The 22,501-nt window shown below is 61.1% G+C and carries 20 protein-coding genes; 6 read left to right on the top strand and 14 right to left on the bottom strand.

Translation table 11 applies throughout. The features are described 5' to 3' along the window. Window positions 1-21 precede the first annotated feature (21 nt). The 5 genes from LOY52_RS15725 to LOY52_RS15705 all read right to left on the bottom strand — a co-directional run bounded on the left by LOY52_RS15725 (window position 22) and on the right by LOY52_RS15705 (window position 4,690). Window positions 22-1,302, bottom strand: a complete 1,281-nt coding sequence (locus LOY52_RS15725) for a TRAP transporter large permease (RefSeq protein ID WP_027613212.1) — start codon at window positions 1,300-1,302, stop codon at window positions 22-24. Beyond that, window positions 1,302-1,829 (bottom strand): TRAP transporter small permease, encoded by a 528-nt coding sequence (locus LOY52_RS15720; RefSeq protein WP_258674917.1) that lies wholly within the window; start codon window positions 1,827-1,829, stop codon window positions 1,302-1,304. Before LOY52_RS15720 ends, LOY52_RS15725 begins: the two co-directional genes overlap by 1 nt. A gap of 76 nt (window positions 1,830-1,905) precedes the next feature. Beyond that, the gene (locus LOY52_RS15715; RefSeq protein ID WP_258674915.1) at window positions 1,906-2,877 is read right to left on the bottom strand and encodes a TRAP transporter substrate-binding protein; all 972 of its coding nucleotides are present in this window, start codon (window positions 2,875-2,877) and stop codon (window positions 1,906-1,908) included. A 64-nt stretch (window positions 2,878-2,941) separates the two neighbouring features. Next, a complete protein-coding gene (locus LOY52_RS15710) occupies window positions 2,942-3,835 on the bottom strand; it encodes an SMP-30/gluconolactonase/LRE family protein (RefSeq protein ID WP_258674913.1) in 894 nt (297 codons plus the stop codon). Window positions 3,836-3,865: 30 nt separating this feature from the next. Next, window positions 3,866-4,690 carry an NAD(P)-dependent oxidoreductase gene (locus LOY52_RS15705; protein WP_258674911.1) on the bottom strand — a complete coding sequence of 275 codons (825 nt, stop codon included), beginning with the start codon at window positions 4,688-4,690 and terminating at the stop codon, window positions 3,866-3,868. Between the two features lie 204 nt (window positions 4,691-4,894). On the opposite strand from LOY52_RS15705, the gene LOY52_RS15700 reads away from it, so the two are divergent. After that, window positions 4,895-5,047, top strand: coding sequence for a hypothetical protein (locus tag LOY52_RS15700; protein ID WP_258674909.1), 153 nt, complete (start codon window positions 4,895-4,897; stop codon window positions 5,045-5,047). Window positions 5,048-5,105: 58 nt separating this feature from the next. On the opposite strand, the gene LOY52_RS15695 is transcribed toward LOY52_RS15700, so the two are convergent. Continuing rightward, window positions 5,106-6,401, bottom strand: coding sequence for an OprD family porin (locus tag LOY52_RS15695; RefSeq protein ID WP_258674908.1), 1,296 nt, complete (start codon window positions 6,399-6,401; stop codon window positions 5,106-5,108). Between the two features lie 171 nt (window positions 6,402-6,572). Then, the gene (locus tag LOY52_RS15690; RefSeq protein ID WP_258674907.1) at window positions 6,573-7,523 is read right to left on the bottom strand and encodes a polysaccharide deacetylase family protein; all 951 of its coding nucleotides are present in this window, start codon (window positions 7,521-7,523) and stop codon (window positions 6,573-6,575) included. 266 nt (window positions 7,524-7,789) lie between these two features. Here LOY52_RS15690 and LOY52_RS15685 point away from each other — a divergent pair, with 266 nt between their 5' ends. Continuing rightward, a complete protein-coding gene (locus tag LOY52_RS15685) occupies window positions 7,790-9,445 on the top strand; it encodes an MFS transporter (protein WP_258674905.1) in 1,656 nt (551 codons plus the stop codon). Then, window positions 9,442-10,584, top strand: coding sequence for an HlyD family secretion protein (locus tag LOY52_RS15680; RefSeq protein WP_258674903.1), 1,143 nt, complete (start codon window positions 9,442-9,444; stop codon window positions 10,582-10,584). The genes LOY52_RS15685 and LOY52_RS15680 overlap by 4 nt, the downstream gene beginning before the upstream one ends. An 86-nt stretch (window positions 10,585-10,670) precedes the next feature. Here LOY52_RS15680 and copD read toward each other — a convergent pair whose 3' ends face one another. Then, a complete protein-coding gene (copD, locus tag LOY52_RS15675) occupies window positions 10,671-11,528 on the bottom strand; it encodes a copper homeostasis membrane protein CopD (protein ID WP_258674901.1) in 858 nt (285 codons plus the stop codon). Between the two features lie 3 nt (window positions 11,529-11,531). Continuing rightward, window positions 11,532-11,894, bottom strand: a complete 363-nt coding sequence (gene copC / locus LOY52_RS15670; RefSeq protein WP_258674899.1) for a copper homeostasis periplasmic binding protein CopC — start codon at window positions 11,892-11,894, stop codon at window positions 11,532-11,534. Between the two features lie 138 nt (window positions 11,895-12,032). Between copC and LOY52_RS15665 the strand changes: the two genes are divergently transcribed. Beyond that, window positions 12,033-12,653, top strand: a complete 621-nt coding sequence (locus tag LOY52_RS15665) for a TetR/AcrR family transcriptional regulator (protein WP_027613201.1) — start codon at window positions 12,033-12,035, stop codon at window positions 12,651-12,653. 115 nt (window positions 12,654-12,768) lie between these two features. Here the strand turns inward: LOY52_RS15665 and preA are convergent, their stop codons facing one another. From preA to hydA, 3 genes are all read right to left on the bottom strand, one after another. Further along, window positions 12,769-14,043, bottom strand: coding sequence for an NAD-dependent dihydropyrimidine dehydrogenase subunit PreA (preA, locus tag LOY52_RS15660; RefSeq protein ID WP_258674896.1), 1,275 nt, complete (start codon window positions 14,041-14,043; stop codon window positions 12,769-12,771). Further along, window positions 14,044-15,411: an NAD(P)-dependent oxidoreductase gene (locus LOY52_RS15655; protein WP_258679882.1), complete on the bottom strand. Its 1,368-nt coding sequence runs from the start codon at window positions 15,409-15,411 to the stop codon at window positions 14,044-14,046. It lies immediately after the preceding gene. Window positions 15,412-15,605: 194 nt separating this feature from the next. After that, a complete protein-coding gene (gene hydA, locus LOY52_RS15650; RefSeq protein WP_258674894.1) occupies window positions 15,606-17,045 on the bottom strand; it encodes a dihydropyrimidinase in 1,440 nt (479 codons plus the stop codon). Between the two features lie 623 nt (window positions 17,046-17,668). Here hydA and LOY52_RS15645 point away from each other — a divergent pair. After that, window positions 17,669-19,153 (top strand): NCS1 family nucleobase:cation symporter-1, encoded by a 1,485-nt coding sequence (locus LOY52_RS15645; protein WP_258674893.1) that lies wholly within the window; start codon window positions 17,669-17,671, stop codon window positions 19,151-19,153. Window positions 19,154-19,294: 141 nt separating this feature from the next. Continuing rightward, the gene (locus LOY52_RS15640) at window positions 19,295-20,578 is read left to right on the top strand and encodes a Zn-dependent hydrolase (RefSeq protein ID WP_258674891.1); all 1,284 of its coding nucleotides are present in this window, start codon (window positions 19,295-19,297) and stop codon (window positions 20,576-20,578) included. Between the two features lie 108 nt (window positions 20,579-20,686). Here LOY52_RS15640 and LOY52_RS15635 read toward each other — a convergent pair whose 3' ends face one another. Both LOY52_RS15635 and LOY52_RS15630 read right to left on the bottom strand, forming a co-directional pair. Beyond that, window positions 20,687-20,896, bottom strand: a complete 210-nt coding sequence (locus LOY52_RS15635; protein ID WP_258674889.1) for a hypothetical protein — start codon at window positions 20,894-20,896, stop codon at window positions 20,687-20,689. A gap of 216 nt (window positions 20,897-21,112) precedes the next feature. Then, window positions 21,113-22,501 (bottom strand): amidohydrolase family protein, encoded by a 1,389-nt coding sequence (locus tag LOY52_RS15630; RefSeq protein WP_258674887.1) that lies wholly within the window; start codon window positions 22,499-22,501, stop codon window positions 21,113-21,115.

Genomic DNA, 22,501 nt, shown 5'->3' with positions numbered 1-22,501 from the left:
AGGCTGCGATCTTTCAGGCTGTTACAACACCAAGTGCGGTAGCCAAAGGGAAATGGCGGGGATGTAAGTGACCAGCATCAGCACCAGAAACAGCACGGCATAAAACGGCAGCAGCGCCTTCACGGTGCTCTCGATACTGACCTTGCCCACCGCCGAACCGACAAACAGCACCGCACCCACCGGCGGTGTTATCAGCCCGATCCCGAGGTTGACCAGCATGATCATGCCGAACTGCACTGGATCGACACCGATGCCGAGAATCACCGGCATCAGGATCGGCGTCAGGATCAGGATCAGCGGCGCCATGTCCATCACCGTGCCGAGCAACAGCAGCATGACGTTGATGCACATCAGGATCACGTAGCGGTTGTCCGACAGGGTCAGGAACAGCGTGGTGATTTTCGCCGGAATCTGCATCAGGGTCATGATGTAGCCGAAGCTCGCGGCGAAACCGATCAGGATCATCACGATGGAAATGGTGCGTACCGTGCGGTGCATCAGCTTCGGCAGTTCACGCCACTTGTAGTCGCGGTAGATGAACATGGTCACAAAGAACGACCACAGCACGGCGATGGCCGCCGATTCCGTGGCGGTGAAAATCCCCGAGAGGATGCCGCCAAGGATGATCACCATCGCCATCAGGCCCCAGAGGGCTTCACCGACGATTTTCAACGCCTGGCGCATCGGGATGACTTCACCCTTGGGGTAGTCGCGTTTTTTCGCGAAAATCAGGCACAGCACCATCAGGCAGGCGCTCATCAGCAACCCCGGCACGATGCCCGCCATGAACAGCGAGGCAATCGAAACCGTACCACCGGCGGCCAGGGAGTAGAGCACCGAGTTATGGCTGGGTGGCGTGAGCAGGGCTTGCACCGAGCCGCTGACGGTCACCGCGGTGGAGAAATCCCGTGGATAGCCCTTGCGTTCCATTTCCGGAATCAGCACCGAGCCCACCGACGCGGTGTCGGCCACCGAGGAACCGGAGATCGCGCCGAAGAAGGTCGAGGCGACAATGTTGACCAGCGACAGGCCACCGCGCACGAAACCCACCAGCACCCCGGCACATGCCACCAAACGCCGGGACATGCCGCCCTCGGCCATGATCGCGCCGGCCAGGACGAAGAACGGAATGGCCAGCAGCGAGAATTTGTTCACCCCCGACGCGACCTGGATCATCACTGCCTGGAACGGTATGTCGATCCACCATGCACCGATCAGCGCGGCGGCCCCCAGCGCATAGGCGACTGGCATGCCGATGAGGATCAACAGGATAAAACTGCCCAGCAGAATCAGAGCGTCCATTAAGCGCCACCTTCACTTTCTTCAACCAGATCGAACTGCACGACCCGCCGTTTGCTCTGGTCACCGAGCAAGAGTTTTTCCAGGACGAAAACCAGTGTCAGCAAGCCGCCCACGGGAATCGGCAGATAGGTCACGCCAACCCGCAGATCGGGCAGGGCCGCCATGAACTGGTTCCAGGTGGACATGCACAACTTGGCGCCCCAGATGGTCATGAAAATGCAGATCGACGCCATGAGCAGTTGCGAGAATATCGCCGCCGCAGCTCTCAGTTGTGGTGGCATGCGGTCGGTGAGCATGGCCACGGCCATGTGCGCGCCGGCGCGGTAACTGGCGGCGGCACCGATGAAGGTGAACACCATCATCAGCAGGATCGCCGTGGGCTCGGGCCAGCTCGAACCGGTGCCCAGCACGTAGCGGGCGAACACGCCCCAGGGAATCATCAGGGAAATCGCCAGGACGGAAAGACCGGCGACCCAGATGCACGTCATGTAGATCTTGTCGTTGATACGCAGCAGCAGATTCTTCATCGGGTTCCACCGTAACCGGGCGCGCCTGAGTCATCAGGTGCGCCGGGCCTGGTTAATGAGTACGGAGCGGGAGGCATTACTGAACGGCTTCGATTTTCCTGATCAGGTCGGCGTACTTCGCGCCGTACTTTTCCCGCACCGGAGCGGTGGCGTCGTAGAAGGGTTTCTTGTCGACCTCGATGAACTCGACGCCAGCGGCCTTGAGTTTTTCTTCGCTGGCAGCGGACTTCTTGTCCCACAGCACGCGCTCTTCAGCCTGGGCAGCCTTGGCGGCGGTCTTGACCAGCGCCTGTTGTTGCGGGGTGAGTTTTTCCCAGGTGATTTTCGACATCACAATCGGCTCTGGCAGGATCAGGTGTCCGGTCAGGCTGTAGAACTTGGCGTTCTGGAAGTGGTTGTGTTCGAGCAGGGTCGGCGGGTTGTTTTCCGCGCCGTCGATCACGCCGGTCTGCAAGGCGCTGAAGATTTCCCCGGTGTCCATGGCGATACCGTTACCGCCCATGGCGTTCATCATGTCGATGAACATCGGGTTGCCTTGCACGCGAATCTTCATGCCCTTGAGGTCTTCGAGCTTGCGTACCGGTTTCTTGGTGTAGACGTTGCGCGTGCCGCCGTCCATCCAGGCCAGGGCCACGAGGCCGAATTCGGAGTTGGTGATTTTGTCGAGGATCTCGTCGCCCACTGCACCGTCGATGACGTTACGCATGTGTTGATGGTCGCGGAAGATGAACGGCATGTTGAACACGTTCACGTCCGGCACTACCGGGCCGACGATACCCAGGCTGACGCGAGACAGCTGTACCGCGCCGACTTGCATCTGCTCGATGACTTCCTTTTCCGAACCCAGCACGCCGCCGGGGAAGTATTGGAAGGTCAGCTCGCCGTTGGTTTCCCGGGTCAGGGTCTTGCCCATGTTTTCTTCGGCCACCACGGTGGGATAACCGGCGGGATGGATGTCAGCGAATTTGAGTTGCAGGGCCTGGGCGGCGCCAGTGAAGGTGAACATCAGCGGGATTGCAGCGGCCAGCAAGGTGCGTTTGAAGTTCATGGGGGTGAGTCTCCAGTCTTGTTATTGTTGTGTTCAAGGCGCAGCGGTGCAGCAGAGGCGGGTGTTACAGGGAATCGTCGAACAGCGGTTCTTCCAGGCCTTTGACCCCGGGGTTGAGGGCGAACACGCCGCCGGCCAGGGATTGCGGATCGTGGTCGTCGCCGGGACGAATCGAGGTCACGAAGAGGGTGTCCAGGCGGCTGCCGCCGAAGGCACACATCGTCGGTTTTTTCACCGGCACTTCCAGCGAGAAATCGAGGCGTCCGTCCGGGGCAAAACGGTGAATCAGTCCGGCGTCGTTGGCGCAGATCCAGTAGCAGCCTTCGGCATCCACGGCAGCGCCATCCGGTCGGCCGGGGAAATGGTGCATGTCAACGAAGATCCGCCGATTCGACGGGGTGCCGGTCTCGGTGTCGTAATCGAAGGCCCAGATCAACTGCACGTGCGGATGTGAATCCGACAGGTACATCGTCTTGCCGTCAGGGCTGAAGCCGAGGCCGTTGGGCACGATGAAGCCGTCGAGTTGCGCTTCGATCACACCAGACTGCCCGGCGCCGTAGCGGTAGAGCCGGCCTTCGGATGCGTTCAGGCCCATATTCAGCACCATGCTGCCAGCCCAGAAACGGCCCTGGCAGTCGCAGCGACCATCGTTGAGGCGCATGTCTGCTCGGCTGTGCTCAACGGTGGCGAGCCATTCGCTGTCGAGGCTGCCGTCGCTGTGCGGGTGCAGATGAAAAAAGCCGTTCTCCATGCCGGCAACCCAGCCGCCACCGCTGTGACGGGCGATGCAGGCGAGCATTTGCGGGGTTTTCCAAGCCTGCACCTGGCCGGTGTCAGCGCTCCAGCGTTGCAGCCCGCCGTTGGCAATATCGACCCAATACAGCGCGTTTTCCTGCGGCACCCAGACCGGGCTTTCGCCCACGGCGTTGCGCGCATCGACGATCAATTCGGCTTGCATACTCATTCCTTTGCGTCGTTGGCAGAGTGTTCAGTCGCCGAAGGGGCCGGCCGCGACAAACGCGCCGCCCTGATAGATCCGTGCCGGGTCATCGGCGGCGGGCATAGGCTGCGCTTCGACTTTTTCGCGGAACACTTCGGAGCTGTCCCTGGCCTCAAAACCGAGGTGACTGGCGAAGCGGTTGTCCCACCAGACCTCCTTGTTGGCGGACATGCCGTAGACCACGGTATGGCCAACGTTTGGCGTGTACAGTGCGCGTTCGAGCAATTGCGTGAGGTCGTCGAAGCTCAGCCAGGTGTGCATCATTCGGCGGTTCTGTGGCTCGGGGAACGAGGAGCCGATGCGGATGCTGACGGTCTCGATGCCGTAGCGATCGAAGTAGAAACTGGCCATGTCTTCGCCGTAGGACTTGGACAAGCCGTAGTAGCCGTCGGGGCGGCGGGCGCAGCTGGCGTCGAGCGGCTCGTCCTGTTTGTAGAAGCCGATGACGTGGTTGGAACTGGCGAAGATCACGCGCTTCACACCATGGCGGCGTGCAGCTTCGTAGATGTGAAACACGCCGCAGATGTTGGCGCCGAGGATCTCTTCGAACGGCCGCTCCACGGAGACACCGCCGAAATGCAGGATCGCGTCGACGCCTTCGACCAGTTGGTGCACCGCCTGTTTATCGGCCAGATCGCAGAGGACGATTTCTTCGCGATCATCAACGGCCGGGGCGAGAGCCGCGATGTCCGACAGGCGCAGGACATGGGCATAAGGGCGCATACGTTCGCGCAGGACTTTGCCCAGGCCACCGGCGGCGCCGGTCAGCAGCAGACGGTTGAACCGGGCGCGGGGAGTAGAGGTAGACGTCATGGCAATCCCTTACACGTTGTTATTAGGTTTGTTGTAGGTTGTCGTATGACTGCGCTGAAGTATCGGTAGGGTTTCCGGAACTTGTCAACGCGACTTTCGGGGTAAATGACGGAAGGGGCTCATTCACTTTTCAATCACCGCGGCGCCTTCGCTGCAATGCAATCCCCTTGTGGGAGCGAGCCTGCTCGCGAAAGCGCTGTGGCAATGAACATCAAAGGTGAATCTTCCGCGGCCATCGCTGGCAAGCCAGCTCCCACCGGTATCAGCGTTGTTTTCAATGACCGCATTCACCACAAAATCCTGTGGGAGTGGCTTGCCAGCGATGAGGCCGGTCCAGGCAACTCTTGTATCGACTGACACGCCGCCTTCGCGAGCAAGCTCGCTCCCACAGGGAAACCCGGTGTGAGGACTGGCTTTACAACAACGAAATCGGATAGCTGATAAAGACCCGGTTCTCGTCGAACTCATTGGTGCTGAAGTCCCGGCGTATCGTCGCGTTGCGCCATCTCACATTGAGGTTTTTCAGCGGCCCGCTCTGCACGGTGTATCCCAGTTCCGACTCGCGACCCCATTCCTTGCCGTCGGTTATCGTCCCGGTGTGCACGTTGTCGCCGCTGATGTAGCGGTTCATCAGAGTCAGGCCGGGAATGCCGAGGGCGACGAAGTTGTAGTCATGACGCAACTGCCAGGAACGCTCTTTGGCGTTGTCATAACTGGCGTTGTAGCTGTCGTTGGCCAGGGTGCCGCCGCTGGTGCCGTTGACCCGCATCCACGCATCATCGCCGCTGAGTTTTTGCAGGCCGAGATAGAAGGTGTTGCCGCCGTAGCGGGCCGACAGCATGGCAAATGCAGTCTTGTTATCGAGGTCGCCGGCCTGGGCGCTGCCGTCTTCCTTGCCGGTGAAGAAACCGAGGTTGGCGCCCAGCGTCCAGTCGCCCAGCGACTGGCTGTGGCTGAGGTTGAAATACTGCTGCTGGTAGATGTCGCTGAGTTCGGCGTACCACACGCCGACCAGGGTGCGCTTGTCGTTGAAGGTGTACTCGCCGCCGCCGAAGTTGAAACGGTCGGAGGTGAAGGCGCCGCGGCCGTTCATCGACATGTCTTCCATGCTGGCGTCGTTGCGCGGGCTGTTGCCACGGAACTGCCCACCGTAGAGGGTCAGGCCGTTGATTTCGGTGGAGGTGATCTGGCCACCGCGAAAGGTCTGCGGCAACGAGCGGCCATCGTCCGAGCGCAGGATCGGCAGCACCGGCATCCATTCGCCAACCTTCAATTCTGTCTTCGACACCTTGGCTTTGAGTGCTACACCCAGTCGCCCGAAGTTGTCCGCCGGGCGACCGTCATCGTGGATCGGCAACAGTTGCGTACCGCCCGTGCCCTTGCCGCCATCGAGTTTTTGCGAATACATCCCGAGCACATCGAGACCGAAACCGACCGTGCCTTGGGTGAAGCCGGATTTGGCATCGAGGATGAAGTTTTGTGTCCACTCTTCAGCCTTGCCCTGCGGGTAGTTCGGGTTGACGAAGTTGCGATTGAAGTAGGCGTTGCGCAGGTTCAGCGTGGCTTTGCTGTCTTCGAGGAAGCCTTCGGCGTCGGCGCTCATCGGCAAAACCAGGGCGAGGCTGCTGCAGCCGATCAAACTCACGGTGGAACGCGGGCGGGGGATGGAAATACGGGACGTGCGAACGGAATTGCAGACGAGTGTGCTCACTGTGACGCTCCCTGTTACATTTGTTGTTTTTATTATTTGTTATACGTCGTCGTACAACATGGTTGCGGATAGTTGCGAGGTTTTCCGTAAAAGTCAACAGGGCTTTTTACGATGATTTTGCGCGAGGTGGCAGCCCTCCAAATGCTGCAAAGAGGGCTGGTTTCGACGGGTTTACCGGTTATAGAGCGCCTCTGTGTTGTCGATCAGCGGATTTTTCTCGGTCAGGACGATCCGGGCGATCTGGTCCTTGCGCATGAAACTCACCTTCGGATACGCCTGCGCATAGCGGATAAAGCGTTCCATCGCCTCGACCATCGCCGGAGTGCCGCCGATGCGGTCGTGCAGACTCACTGACATCATCCGCCGCTTGCTCGCGCCTTCGGCGTACAGGCGATCAAACTCCAGCACCAATTGCTGATAGAACTGCTCGGCGGAGAAGTGCCGACCCTCGATCAACACGATGTCGTTGTTGCGCAAGGTATACGGCACCACGGCAAATTTGCGCCCACGGACCATGGTCACGAACGGTTCGTCGCGGCTGACATCATCGATGTGGTAGCTGAAGTTCAGGTCTTGCAGGACCTTCAGCGTGTTGGGGCTGCGCCGCAGCCAGTTGGCGTTGTAGCCCAGCGAGCGCTGGCCGGTGAGTTTTTCCAGCGCGTTGACACCGTCGCCGATGAACTGTTTTTCCTGGTCGTAACTCATGTTGTAGGAATCGGCCCAGCGCATGCCGTGGGCTGCCACTTCGTGGCCGCGCTCGGCAATCGCTTTCGCCAGTTCCGGGTGCTTGAGCGCCGCTTCGCCGACCACATGCGAGGTGACCTTGATCCCGGTGCGATCCCACAGGTCGAGCATCCGCCACAAGCCTTCCTTGTAGCCATAATCAAACCAGGTCTGCGCCGGCAGATCAGGGTAGCCCTTGGGCAATGGGCTGCCGGAGAACGGACTTTCTGCCCCCTCGGGCTGGCCGCCGGTTTCGAACTGCATCGACACTGAAATCACCAGTTGCGAACCGTCCGGCCACGGTCGTTCCTGGGCGAAGGCGAGGGCGGGCAGCAACAGTGCGGCAGCCAGAAGGTTTTTCAGCAGGCGTGGGGAGCGTTGCCAGTGGGGCGTGGTCATAACGGGCACCTTGCAGGTTGAGAAGGGCTGCAAGGGTGGCAGTTGCCCGGCGCGGGAAAAATCCGTTGCGGGCGAGAGGACCTTTAAACAGAATTTACGAATCCACCGCAAACCCGTGGGAGCGGGCGTGCCCGCGATAACGGTCTGCCAGTCAGCCTGTTGCCGAGCCGACTGCCGTCATCGCCGGCAAGCCAGCTCCCACAGGATTGTGGGTTTGCCGCAGGATTTGCGGCAAACTCCCGGCAACACAAGCACAAGGCCTTTCAATGGATCGATACGCCCCGCGCGACTGGCAGCCTCACGAGAAGCCCAGCCTGCCCGGTTCCCCCTCGACGCCGCTGCACTCCAACCCCAAGCGCCTGGCCTATGCGCTGGTCGGGTTGCTGGTGGCGGTGACCGGTGGTTTGGGCAACTCGCTGGTTGTCGCCAACCTGCCTTACCTGCAAGGCGCGCTGGGCGCGACCACGGCGGAGATGGCCTGGCTGCCGGCTGCGTACGTGATGACCAACGTGTCGATGAACCTGCTGCTGGTGAAGTTTCGCCAGCAGTTCGGCCTGCGCGCGTTCACCGAAGTGTTTCTGGTGCTGTATGCGCTAGTGACGTTCGGTCATCTGTTCGTCAACGACCTGAGCTCGGCCATCGCGGTGCGGGCGGCGCACGGCATGGTCGGTGCGGCGCTGAGTTCGTTGGGCCTGTATTACATGATCCAGGCATTTCCGGCCAAGTGGCGGTTGAAGGCGCTGGTGCTGGGCCTCGGTGCCTCGCAACTGGCCCTGCCGCTGGCGCGCCTGTTCTCCGAAGACTTGCTGCAGATTGCCGAATGGCGCGGCTTGTACCTGTTCGAATTGGGCATGGCCTTGCTGTCGCTGGGCTGCGTGCTGCTGCTCAAGTTGCCGCCCGGTGATCGCTTCAAAACCTTCGAGCCGCTGGACTTTCTGACCTTCGCCATTCTCGCCAGCGGCGTGGCACTGCTTTGCGCGGTGCTGTCGCTGGGGCGGATCGACTGGTGGCTGGAAGCCAACTGGATCGGCTATGCGCTGGCGGCCTCGATTGCCCTGATCCTCGCGGGCCTGGCGATCGAGCACAATCGCAGTAACCCGATGCTGATGACCCGTTGGCTCGGCAGCGGCACGATGATCCGCCTGGCGCTGGCGGTGACCCTGATTCGCATGGTCACTTCGGAACAGTCCACCGGCGCCGTCGGTTTCATGCAGAACCTCAACATGGGTTATGAGCAGTTGCACAGCCTGTATGTGGTGATGCTGATCGGCAGCGTCGCCGGGCTGGCGACCAGCGCACTGACCATCGACCCCAAGCACCTGCTGATGCCGCTGATCATCTCGCTGGCGCTGATGGCCACAGGTTCGGTGATGGACAGTTTTTCCAACAACCTGACCCGCCCGCAAAACCTGTATTTCAGCCAGTTCCTGCTGGCCTTCGGCAGCACGTTTTTTCTGGGACCGACCATGGTTTTTGGCACCCGCAACGTGCTGACCAATCCGCGCAATCTGGTGAGTTTTTCGGTGTTGTTCGGGATCTGCAACAACCTTGGCGGCCTGCTTGGCGCGGCATTGCTGGGCACGTTCCAGATCGTGCGCGAGAAATTTCATTCCAGTCATCTGGTCGAGCACCTGACGCTGTCCGATCCGCTGGTGGCCGCCCGTGTGCAGAGCGGTGGGTCGGCTTACGGTTCCTTGCTGGCCGACCCGAGCCTGCGCAATCTGGCCGGGATTCGCAGCCTGTCCAACGCGGCCACTCGCGAAGCCAACGTGCTGGCCTATAACGATGTATTCATGCTGATCGCCGTGATTGCGGTGCTGACCATGATCTGGCTGTCCATTCGTGCGCTGTGGCTGATGAGCACCACCAAAGCCGTCGACCCCGCGCCTTCCGTACCTCCTGACGGTGCTTCCAATTCATGACCGAACCGACCACCACAACCACCAATGCCATCGCCGCCACCCCGGAAGGCGTGGCGCCGCCGTCCTCGCCGAACACCGAGCCGCGCTCGTTGCGGGTGCGGATCATCTCGTCACTGGGCTTTGCCGCGATTGCCATCGTCGGTGTGCTGATCGTGCTCTACGCCTGGCAGTTGCCGCCGTTCAGCAGTGCGGTCGAAACCACCGAAAACGCCCTGGTGCGTGGCCAGGTGACGATCATCGGTCCGCAGCTCAGCGGTTACGTGTTCGAGGTGCCGGTGCAGGATTTCCAGTACGTGAAGGCCGGCGATCTGCTGGTGCGCCTGGACGACCGGATTTATCAGCAGCGCCTCGACCAGTCGCTGGCGCAACTGGCGGTGCAGAAAGCCGCGCTGGCCAACGTGGTGCAGCAACGCAACAGCGCCGAAGCGACGATCAAACTGCGTCAGGCCGTGGTGGCCGACAGCGAGGCGCAGTTGCGTAAAAGCGAGGCGGATCTGCGGCGTAACAAGGAGCTGGTGGGTGACGGCTCGGTCTCGAAACGCGAGATGGACGTGACGCTCGCGGCCAACGCACAAGGTATCGCCGCCGTGGCGCAGGCCAAGGCCAACCTCGAAATCGCTCGTCAGGATCTGCAGACGGTGATCGTCAATCGCGGTTCGCTGGAAGCCTCGGTGGCCAGTGCTGAAGCAGCGGTGCAACTGGCGCGGATCGACTTGTCGAATACGCGCATCGTCGCCCCGCGCGACGGCCAGCTCGGACAGATTGGCGTGCGCCTGGGCGCTTACGTCAACTCCGGGGCGCAACTGATGGCGTTGGTGCCGAACCAGAAATGGGTGATCGCCAACATGAAGGAAACCCAGATGAACAACGTGCGCGTCGGGCAGCCGGTGCGCTTCACCGTCGATGCGCTGAACCATCGCAAGTTCACCGGCCATGTGCAGCACATTTCACCCGGTACCGGCTCGGAATTCGCCCTGTTGCAGGCCGACAACGCCACCGGCAACTTTGTGAAAATCGCCCAGCGCGTACCGGTGCGGATCACCATTGATGAGGGGCAGCAGGAAGAGGAACGCTTGCGCCCGGGGATGTCGGTGGTGGTCAGCATCGACACCGCAGCGGGCGACACACAACCGCATTAAGAGCAAAAAGATCGCAGCCTTCGGCAGCTCCTACAGGGAATCGCATTCCAATGCAGGAGCTGCCGAAGGCTGCGATCTTTTGCTTTTCAGGCTGCAATCATCGGCGGCAAAGTACCGAGCAGGGAGACCGCAGCAACGGCACCCATCCCCAACAACCACTCCAGCACCACACTGCGCTTGAGCGCGCCCATTCGTTGCTCGCAATCGTCAATCCGCAAGCGATTGAAGAGCGCCAGCGCGAGCATGCCCAGCACCAGCAACGCCTTGATCAGCAGAATCAAGGCAAACCCACTGAACAGCGGCGTCGGCCACCATTGCCCGGTCAGTACGCGCACGTTGATCAACCCGGTGATCAGCAGCCCGCCGACGATGGCATAACCGACGCCGCTGAAGCGCTGCAGGATCCGGCTCATCGCTTCACTCGGTTGACGCAGGATCAAAACCAGCAGCAACAGCCCGCCGAGCCACGCCGCCACGCATGCCAGATGAACGATCTGATTGAGAATCAGCAGCTGCCCGCTGAGCCCATCGAGCATCGCGCCGTGACCGACCGGCGCCAGCGTCGCCAACAACAGCGCGCTCAAGCCCAGGCGCAGCGGCACGCTCGAGCGCCACGGCGTGAACAGCAACGCTAGCAACAGCGCGTTGATCAGCAGATGCCAACGCCAGACCTGGCCGAAAAACGTGTTGCCGAGCACCACGCCAATGGTCGTCGGGTCGAACGCGGCCGCCGCCGAACCGGCCATGCTCGCGGTGATCAACAGTGCCCAGGTGACACCGCTGAGCAGCGCAATCGCGGTCAGCCAGCGCGCCATTTGCGCCAGATGCCGATCCAGTGTCGGCACTGGCGTCTTGAGCAGCAACGGCCGGAACAGCCAGGCGCCGAACAGCATCAACACCGCGCTGAAATGCACAAAGCGGCACAGCACCAGCGCTTCACTCATGAATTACTGGCCAACCTTGAACTGGTAGGCGCCTTCGCTCTTGTGTGTGTCGACTGACACCGCGTGCCATTCGACTTTGTATTCACCGGCGCCGAGCGGTGCGGCGGGGGTGACGATCAGGGTTTTCTTGTCGCCTTCGGTGCTCAAAGGTTTGATTGCGACCGGGGCGCCGTCGTGGGTCAGGCTGACTTTGGTGAAACTGGCTTCGACGCCTTCAGAAAAGGTCAGGCGCAGATCGGCCGGCGCGGCTACGGTGCTGTCGGCGGCCGGGGTGGCGCTTTTCAAGTGGGCGTGGGCGAAAACCGAAGATGCGGCGAACAGCGAAGCGAGTAGGGCAGTGGTGGTCAGGACGTTCTTGAACAGCATCGCGGATACCTCTGAGGCAGGACAAAGAAACGCCAGTTTAGCCATGCGCCGACCTTCATACGAAGTTTTGTTTGCGGCGGTCGCCCCGAGGCCAGAGCGGATGCTAGTCTTCAGCAACGTCGTTGTCAGGGAGCCCTCATGGGCAATCACAAGATCGAGATCCGCCGCAGTAACGTCGAGAAAATCCTGTTGGCGGCGGAAAAAGTCTTCGCCGAAAAAGGCTTCGGCGGCACCGCCATGGCCGACATCGCCGCCGAAGTGCAACTGCCGCGCTCCAACCTGCATTACTACTTTTCCACCAAGAGCGAACTGTACAGCGCGGTGCTGTTCGACCTGCTGGAAGTGTGGAAGCAGGACGCACTGTGCTTCGAGATGTTCGATGACCCGCGGGTGGTGCTCAGCAGCTACATCCGCGCCAAGATGAACCACTCGCGCAGCCGGCCGTATGGTTCGAAAGTCTGGGCCAACGAAATCATCCACGGCGCGCCAACGTTAGGTGAGGCGTTGGATCTGAGCCTGTACGACTGGGCAAAAATGAAGGAAGCGAAGATCCGCCAGTGGGTCGAGGACAAGCGGATTCTGCCGGTGGAGCCATCGAGCCTGCTGTACATGATCTGGGCCTCGACCCAGCATTACGCCGACTTCGATCATCAGGTGAATATTCTCAACGAGCATCAGCCGCTGTCGGACATGCAGTTCGAGCGGGCGGTGCAGACGGTGACCAGTGTGATATTGCGCGGGATCGGGTTGGAACCCTGATTGATGGGTTGAAACCGATGGCTCATTCGCGAGCAGGCTCGCTCCCACAAGGGAATGCATTTCAAATGTGGGAGCGAGCCTGCTCGCGAAGGCGCCAGTTCAGACGCTACCTGCCCTATGCTGAGACATGGTACGGATTCCTCGGATCATGATTCCAGTCCAGAAACGGCTTGCCGGTCTCCATCGGCACCATCTCGATGCAGTCCGCCACCGGACAGGTGATCTGGCACAGATTGCAGCCCACGCACTCATCATCGATCACTTCATATTTATGCGTGCCGTCGGCCTGTTTCAGGCTGCTGATCGCCTGGTGTGAAGTGTCTTCGCAAGCAATGTGGCAACGCCCGCAACCAATGCACGCGTCCTGGTCGATCTTCGCGATGACCTGATAGTTGATGTCGAGGTACTTCCAGTCCGTGGTATTTCCCACTGCGCGCCCGGAGAACTCGGCGATGTTGGCGTAGCCTTGGCTGTCCATCCAGCGCGACAGCCCGTCCTTCATCTCCTCGACAATGCGGAAGCCATGGAGCATCGCCGCGGTGCAAACCTGCACCGCGCCGCTGCCCAGCGCCATGAACTCCGCCGCGTCACGCCAACTGCCAATGCCACCAATGCCGCAGATCGGCAGGCCCTGGGTCTGTGGATCACGGGCGATTTCGGCGACCATGTTCAGCGCGATCGGTTTGACGGCCGAACCACAGTAACCGCCGTGGGTGCTTTTGCTGCCGACGGTGGGCAGGGCGACCATATGCTCCAGATCGACGCTGGTGATCGAGTTGATGGTGTTGATCAGCGACACCGCATCGGCGCCACCGCGATGGGCAGCACGGGCGGCGACGCGGATGTCGGTGATGTTCGGTGTCAGCTTGACGATCACCGGCAGCGAGCAATAGGTCTTGCACCACCGAGTGACCTGCTCGACGTACTCCGGCACCTGACCGACCGCCGCGCCCATGCCGCGCTCGGGCATGCCGTGCGGGCAACCGAAATTCAGCTCGATGCCATCGGCGCCGGTGGCCTCCACCAGCGGCAGGATGTGTTTCCACGATTCCTCGACGCACGGCACCATCAGCGAGACGATCAGCGCACGATCCGGCCAGTCCTTCTTGACCTGGGTGATTTCGCGCAGGTTGATCTCCAGCGAGCGGTCGGTGATCAGTTCGATGTTGTTGATGCCCAGCACTTCACGGTTGTTGCCGTAGTGTGCCGAGTAGCGCGACGAGACGTTGACCGCTGCCGGATCCTCGCCGAGGGTTTTCCAGACCACGCCCCCCCAGCCGGCCTCGAAGGCGCGCACGACGTTGTAGGCCTTGTCGGTTGGTGGCGCGGAGGCCAGCCAGAACGGATTGGGCGCTTTGATACCGGCGAAGACTATCGAGAGATCGGCCATTTACGCAGCCTCCACGTTGAGCATCAGTTGCGCGTTGATCGCCTCGGCGGCGAGTTTGCCGTGCTGTACGGCTTGCACGGTGAGGTCCTGATCGAGGCTGGTGCAGTCGCCACCGGCATACACGCCGGGAATGCTGGTGCGCAGGTTGTCGTCGACCTGAATCCGTTCGCCCTGACGCTTGAGTTCACGGGCCAGCGGGTCGGCGAGGGCGCTGCTGTCGAAGGCCTGGCCGATGGCTTTGAAAATCGCGTCAGCGGCCAGCTCGAAAGTTTCGCCAGTGGTTTGCAGGCGACCGTCGACCAGATCAGTGCGGGCGAAACGCATGCCGCGCACCTTGCCTTGCGCGTCGAGCAGCACTTCCTCCGGTTGCGCCCAGGTCAGCAGGCGCACCTGATTGGCTTTGGCGATGTCTTGTTCGTGACCGGTGGCGCCCATGTCCGCCGCGCCCCGGCGATACACCAGATTCACGTCACGCGCTCCGAGGCGGGCCATCTGCACGGCCATGTCGATCGCGGTGTTGCCGGCGCCGAGGACGATGCAGCGTTCGGCCAGTGGCAGTTGCGTCAGATCATCGGCCTGGCGCAGTTCACGGATGTAATCGGTGGCGGCGAGCAGGCCGGGGGCGTCCTCGTGAGCCAGGCCGAGCTGTTTGCTGGCGTTGAGGCCGAGGCCGAGGAACACCGCGTCGAACTGCTGATGCAGCTCGCTGAGGGTCAGATTCTCGCCAAGTTTCTGCCCGTGACGGATTTCGATGCCGCCGATCTGCAGGAGGAAATCCAGCTCCTTCTGCGCGTAGTCGTCGACCAGTTTGTACTTGGCGATCCCGTATTCATTAAGGCCGCCAGCCTTCTCCCGTGCTTCGAAAATCACCACGTCATGCCCGTGCATCGCACTGCGGTGGGCGCAGGACAAACCCGCTGGCCCTGCGCCGACCACGGCGATGCGCTTGCCGGTGCTGGCCGCACGCTGGAACGGGTGCTCGGTGAAGTGCGCGTTGTCCACGGCGTAGCGTTGCAACAGGCCGATCAGCACTGGTGCGCATTCCTGGGCGTTGTTGCGCACGCAGGCTTGCTGGCAGAGGATTTCTGTCGGGCAGACCCGGGCGCAACTGCCGCCGAGGATGTTCGCCGAAAGAATTTTCTGCGCTGCGCCGGGCACGTTGTCCTGATGGATGTTGCGGATGAACGACGGAATGTCGATCTCGCTCGGGCACGCGTTGACGCATGGCGCGTCGTAGCAATACAGGCAGCGCGAGGCTTCCAGATGCGCCTGCCGGGCGTTGAGCGGTGGCGCCAGATCGGTGAAATGGCCGGCGAGGGCGGCCGCGCTTTCGTGCGGGTGCGGGAGATGGTTCAGGGTCTCGATCACGGTTTTGTGCCTCACGGTAACTGCCTCTATCGGGCATTGGTCAATTTCCCGTGTAGGAGCTGCCGAAGGCTGCGATCTTTTGATCTTGGTGTTAAAGATCAAGATCAAAAGATCGCAGCCTTCGGCAGCTCCTACAGGGGAATGCATTTCAAATGTGGGAGCGAGCTTGCTCGCGAAGGCCGAAGGCCTGGATTTCAGCGTTTCACAGCCGTCGGCTTGTGCCTCTCAGCCCGCTTGCTCAGCAAATCAAACACCGCCGGATACGCCGGCCGTTCGATGTACCGCCCGGCCCCGCGTTCGGCGCGCAGGTCGCCGTCGGCCCAGACCACTTTGCCCTGGCTGACGGTATGGCTCGGCACGCCGCGCACGGTCTTGCCTTCGAAGATGTTGAAGTCCACCTGCTGATGGTGGGTCTTGGCGGAAATGGTGCGGGTGCCGTGCGGGTCCCACAGCACCAGGTCGGCATCGGCACCGACGCGGATCGCGCCTTTGCGCGGGTAGAGGTTGAAGATTTTCGCGGTGTTGGTGGAAGTGAGGGCAACGAAATCCTGCATCGACAAACGTCCGCTGTTGACCCCTTCATCCCACAGCAACGCCATGCGGTCTTCAATGCCGGCGGTGCCGTTGGGGATCTTACTGAAGTCGTCGCGTCCGGCGGCTTTTTGCTCGGCGCAGAAACAGCAGTGGTCAGTGGCGGTGGTGTGCAGATTGCCGCTTTGCAGACCGTGCCACAGCGCTTCCTGATGGCCGCGCGGGCGAAACGGCGGGCTCATCACGTAGCCGGCGGCGGTCTGCCAGTCCGGGTGCTGGTAGACGCTGTCGTCGAGCAGCAGATGCCCGGCGAGCACTTCGCCGTACACCGGCTGGCCCTTGCTGCGGGCATAGGTGATTTCGTCGAGGGCTTCCTTGGTTGACACGTGCACCAGGTACAACGGCGTGCCGATGGTTTCGGCAATGCGAATCGCCCGGCTCGCCGCTTCGCCTTCCACCTGCGACGGCCGCGACAGCGGATGCGCTTCCGGCCCGGTAATGCCCTGGGCCATCAGCTTGCGTTGCAGGTGATAGACCAGTTCGCCGTTTTCCGCGTGCACGGTCGGCACGGCGCCGAGTTCCAGGCAGCGTTCAAAACTTGCCACCAGCGTGTCGTCGGCGGCCATGATCGCGTTCTTGTAGGCCATGAAATGTTTGAAGCTGTTGATCCCGTGATGGCTGACCAGCTCGGCCATTTCCTCACGCACTTGCTCGCTCCACCAGGTGATCGCGACGTGGAAGCCGTAGTCCGATGCCGACTTCTCGGCCCAGCCGCGCCACTGGTGAAACGCTTCCATCAACGACTGCTGCGGATTGGGAATCACGAAGTCGATGATTGAGGTAGTGCCGCCGGCCAGACCTGCGGCGGTGCCACTGTAGAAGTCTTCACTGGCCACGGTGCCCATGAACGGGAGTTGCATGTGGGTGTGTGGATCGATGCCGCCGGGCATCAGGTATTGGCCGCTGCCGTCGAGCACTTCGGCACCGGCGGGAATATCCAGATTCTGACCAATGGCTTTGATCACGCCGTCGGCGCAATAGACGTCGGCGCGATAACTTTCATCATGGGTAACAACGGTGGCGCCACGGATCAACAGAGACATTCCGAGTTCCTCGCAGGCATGACCGACTTGTGCCGGTTCTAAATGTTTTATTGATGTACAACGCTGATCGGCTTATTCCTGTCAGTGCTGTCAGGAATAGAAGCTAGTCGCAGTTCTTCAATTGATCAAGATTATTTTTTATAAGCTTATGTCTGTTTTAAGTGTATGAAAAATAACGATAAAAAACATAAATCACCAAAATGGTGAGGCTGTTCACCATTTTGACGCACTTGACAGGATGGAAATATGAGCAAGATTTCCTATGTGAAATCAGCCGCTTGAAGTTGAGCTGCGGCTGATTGCTCATGATGAAAAAAAGTGCAGTGCACCAGATTGAGTCCTGACAGTTCGAACAACTTGGCAAACGTTTAGCCTGAGCGTGCAGACAAGTTTTCGCGGGCTCTTTCGGTGAATAATTAAAACCGAGAAATATCAGAAAGTTGCAATGCGTTTGTAGCACCGCCTGAGCGTCAGACGAAGTACCCGGCACGTTTATTGATGCCGCCGCTGACACCATGGCCGGTACACGAAAGTTGTCAGTTCCTCCGGCCATCGTCCGGCTCGCACCCCGTGTGCAGCCGCCTGATGAGCAAAAAAATAATCAGAAGAACAGTGGAGCGGCCATGCACCAGAACAGATCGCAAGTGACCGAGCGCGACGGCTTGTTCGAACTCGAAGCCGGCAGCGACGTCCTCGACAGTCCCCGTTACAACCACGACATGGCACCGACCAAGGTGCGCGAGCGAACCTGGAACAAATGGCACATCACCGCGCTGTGGGTCGGCATGTCGGTGTGCGTGCCGACCTACACTCTCGGCGGCGTGCTCACCGCGTATTTCGGACTGACCGTCGGCGAAGCGCTGATGGCGATTCTGCTGGCCAATGTCATCGTGCTGATCCCGCTGACGCTCAATGCGTTCCCCGGCACCAAGTACGGCATTCCGTTCCCGGTGCTGCTGCGCTCGTCGTTCGGCGTGCTTGGCTCGAACGTGCCGTGCCTGATTCGTGCGCTGGTGGCGTGCGGCTGGTTCGGGATTCAAACGATGTTTGGCGGATTGGCGATTCACCTGTTTCTCGGCTCGATCTTCGAGGGCTGGAAGTCCCTCGGCGGCACGGGGGAGGTGATCGGCTTCATGATCTTCTGGTCGCTGAACCTGTGGGTGGTGATCCGTGGCGCCGAGTCGATCAAATGGCTGGAAACCCTGTCCGCGCCGCTGCTGGTGGCGGTCGGCATTGGCCTGCTGGTGTGGGCGATGCCCAATGTGTCGATGACCGAGTTGCTGGCGATTCCACCGAAACGCCCGGAAGGCGCCAGTGTGGTCAGTTACTTTGCCGCCGGGCTGACGGCGATGGTCGGCTTCTGGGCCACGCTGTCGCTGAACATTCCCGACTTCAGCCGCTACGCCAAGAGCCAGAAGGACCAGATACTCGGGCAGATTTTCGGTCTGCCGCTGACCATGTTCCTGTTCGCTTCGCTGGGTGTGGTGATGACCGCTGCGTCGGTGAAACTGGTCGGCGTGACGGTGTCCGACCCGGTGAGCCTGATCGGCCATATCCAGAGCCCGCTGTGGGTCGCGGTGGCCATGGCGTTGATCATCATCGCCACGCTGTCGACCAATACCGCAGCGAACATTGTCTCGCCGACCAACGACTTCCAGAACATCGCACCCAAGGTGATCAACCGCACCAAAGCGGTGTTGCTCACTGGTTTCGTCGGGCTGGCGTTGATGGCCCACGAGCTGCTGAAAAAACTCGGGCTGATCGTTTCCGATGTCAGCCTGGAAACCGTGTATTCCAACTGGCTGCTGGGCTATTCGAGCCTGCTCGGACCGATTGCCGGGATCATGGTGGTGGACTATTTCCTGATCAAGAAACAGCAACTGGACCTGGCCGGGCTTTATCGCGACGACGTCTATCCGGCGTGGAACTGGGCCGGGTTCACCGCGTTTGGCGTGCCGGTGGTGCTGACCTTGCTGTCGCTGGGCAGCGATGCGTTCAGCTGGTTTTACAGCTACGGCTGGTTTACCGGTTCGGCGCTGGGTGGGGTGATTTATTACGGGTTGTGTTCGATGCGAAGCAGCCCGTCTGTTGTGAAATCTTCGGTGTGAGGAATGGCCCCTTCGCGAGCAGGCTCGCTCCCACATTGGAATGCGTTCACTTGTGGGAGCGAGCCTGCTCGCGAAGATGGCCTGACTAACGCCAGAGATGTAGCTGAATAAATTCATAAGAAACTGCCTGAGGAGATCAACATGAACGCAGCCGTAGACGTTCTGCAATCCACCCATCAGCACATCAACCGCGACCGCCTCTGGGCCTCGCTCATGGAACTGGCCAGGCTCGGTGCAACGGTCAAGGGCGGGGTCTGTCGCCTGGCCCTGACCGACCTCGACCGTCAGGCCCGTGACCTGTTCGTGCAGTGGTGCAAGGACGCCGGGTGCAGCGTCACGGTGGATGAAGTCGGCAACATCTTCGCCCGTCGCCCGGGGCGCAATCCGAACTTGCCGCCGGTGATGACCGGCAGCCACATCGACACCCAGCCCACCGGCGGCAAGTTCGACGGCTGCTTCGGCGTGCTCGCTGGCGTCGAGGTGCTGCGCACCCTCAATGACCTCGGCGTGGAAACCGAAGCGCCGCTGGAAGTGGTGGTCTGGACCAACGAGGAAGGCTCGCGCTTTGCTCCGTGCATGATGGGCTCCGGGGTGTTCGCCGAGAAATTCACCCTCGAAGAAACCCTGGCCAAGGTCGATGCCGACGGCGTCACCGTTGGCGAGGCCCTGAATGCGATCGGTTACGCCGGGTCGCGCAAGGTCAGCGGACATAAGGTCGGTGCCTATTTCGAGGCACACATCGAGCAAGGCCCGATCCTCGAAGACGAGCAGAAAACCATCGGCGTGGTGCTCGGCGCCCTCGGGCAGAAGTGGTTCGACCTGAAACTGCGCGGCGTCGAAGCCCACGCCGGGCCCACGCCGATGCACCTGCGCAAGGACGCGCTGGTCGGCGCCTCGGTCATCGTTGGTGCGGTCAACCGCGCCGCCCTCGGCCATCAACCCCACGCCTGCGGCACCGTCGGTTGCCTGCAAGCCTACCCCGGCTCGCGCAACGTCATCCCCGGCGAAGTGCGCATGACCCTCGACTTCCGCCATCTGCAACCGGAGCGGCTGGACTCAATGATCGCCGAGGTGAAACAAGTCATCGACGCCACCTGCGAAGAACACGGCCTGACCTATGAACTGACCCCGACTGCAGACTTTCCGCCGCTGTACTTTGAAAAGGGCTGCGTCGAGGCGGTACGCGGCGCAGCAAAAGGTCTGGGCCTGTCGCACATGGACATCGTCAGCGGCGCGGGACACGACGCCATCTTCCTCGCCGAACTCGGTCCTGCGGGGATGATCTTCGTACCCTGCGAAGGCGGGATCAGCCACAACGAAATCGAGAATGCCACGCCGGATGATCTGGCGGCCGGGTGTGCGGTGTTGTTGCGGGCGATGCTGGCGGCTTCGGCGATGGTGGCGGAGGGGCAGCGCGCCGCCTGAAGATCAAAAGATCGCAGCCTGCGGCAGCTCCTACAGGGATTTTTATCCATCTCTGTAGGAGCTGCCGAAGGCTGCGATCTTTTCGTGTTGCAGGACGATATGGTGTGATCAACCGGGCCGGTCATTCTTGCCCGCAGTGCCCTGGCGTCTGTCAGGGCCGCCGGGGTTGCCAACATCCAGCAACCGTCGTTCGACCAAAACATTCTCCAGTGCCTGACGCTCGACCGGCGCCATTTGGTGTTCGCGCTTCTTCAGCTCCAGCAGAATCGGGCTGGACCAGGTGCGATAAGTCTGTTCGATGTTGCGACGCGACGTCATCAGTCTCTCCTTGATCAAGAGCCCGGTGAAGCTGGCAGGGACTCAATCCGATGAGGGGGTAACCTTAGTCGAGAATCCCCGAATCCGCGAATGTGGCGCAATCCCTGTGGGAGCGAGCCTGCTCGCGAACGCGGTGGATCAGCTCAACAGTTCAGCGGCTGACACTCCGCTTTCGCGAGCAGTCTCGTTCCCACAGGTTTTCGTATCGCCTGCAAGTCAATCGTCGATATTCATCATCGCCTGCACACCTTCCCACGCCTCGGCGCGCATCCGCTCAATATCCAGCCCCGGAATCACGCCGTTATCGACCACGATCCGCCCGCCCACCAGGCTGTATTTCACCGTGATCGGTTCCCCCGCGACGACCGGTGCAACCGCGCAATCGTGGAAACCAAAGAACCGTGGATGATCAAGGCTGTAGATCACCAGATCCGCCGCTTGTCCGATTTCCAGCGTACCGACCGCGCCCAGTCCCAATACCTGCGCGCCGCCCCCAGTGCCCCAGTGGATCACGTCTTCGGCAGTGGTCGCCGACGCGCCTTGTTCGGCGCGGTGGATCAGCCACGCGGTGTTGGCTTCGCCGACCATGCTTCCGGATTCGTTGGACGCGACGCCGTCGACGCCAAGGGAGATCGGCACGCCAGCCTCGTACATTTGCGGCACGGGCGCGACGCCGCTGCCGAGGCGGGCGTTGCTTACCGGGCAGTGCGAGACGCCGGTGCCGGTCTGGGCGAGCATGCGGATTTCGCCGGGTTGCAGGTGCACGGCGTGGGCGAACCAGACGTCGGGGCCGAGCCATTCGTGTTCGGCGACGAACTCCACCGGCAGGCAGTTGTATTTTTCGCGGCAGAAATTCACGTAGTTCTGCGTTTCCGACAGGTGCGTGTGCAGGCGCAAACCGAGGCCGCGCGCGGTGTGCGCCAGTTCGCGCAGCAGAGTCGGCGGCAGCGAAAAAGTCGGTGTGGTTGGGGCAACGACCACCCGGCGCATGGCGTCCGGGGTGTCCTGGTGATACAGCGATTTCAGCCGCTCGATATCGCCGACCATTTGCTCAAGGCTTTCCGGTTGCAGCGCGGTTTTCGAGAAGCCCGGATGGGCGCTGGCGGATTCCAGCGCGCCACCGCGACACAGAACAAAGCGCAGGCCGAATTCGTCCGCCAGGTCGAATAGCAGGTCCCCGGTCTCGGTGGTGCCGTGGGCGTGGTAGAGATAATGATGATCGGCGCAGGTCGTCACCCCGGACAACAGCAATTCGACCATGCCCAGTCGAGCGGCGATCCGCGCCAGTTGCGGGGTAAAGCGGTTCAGGCGTGGGTAGGGCACGCTTGCCAGCCAGCCTTGCAGATCCTGATTCAAGCCTTCGGGCACGGCTTTGAGCAGGTTCTGGAACAGGTGATGGTGAGTGTTGATCCAGCCCGGATAGACCACGCAGTTGCGTGCATCGATCACCCGCTCGCCGGGTTGCGCTTGAAGGTCGGCGGCCATTTCGGCGATGCGGCCGTTGACCACACGAATGTCCACCGCACCGGCCCGGACTCGCGGGCCACGCAGGCCGGTCATCACCGCGAGCGGGTTTTTGATCAGGATGTTTTGAAGTTGAGTCAT

The sequence above is a fragment of the Pseudomonas sp. B21-051 genome (assembly GCF_024748795.1).
Taxonomy (GTDB): domain Bacteria; phylum Pseudomonadota; class Gammaproteobacteria; order Pseudomonadales; family Pseudomonadaceae; genus Aquipseudomonas; species Aquipseudomonas putida_A.
This window is presented reverse-complemented; position numbering and strand designations above follow the sequence as displayed.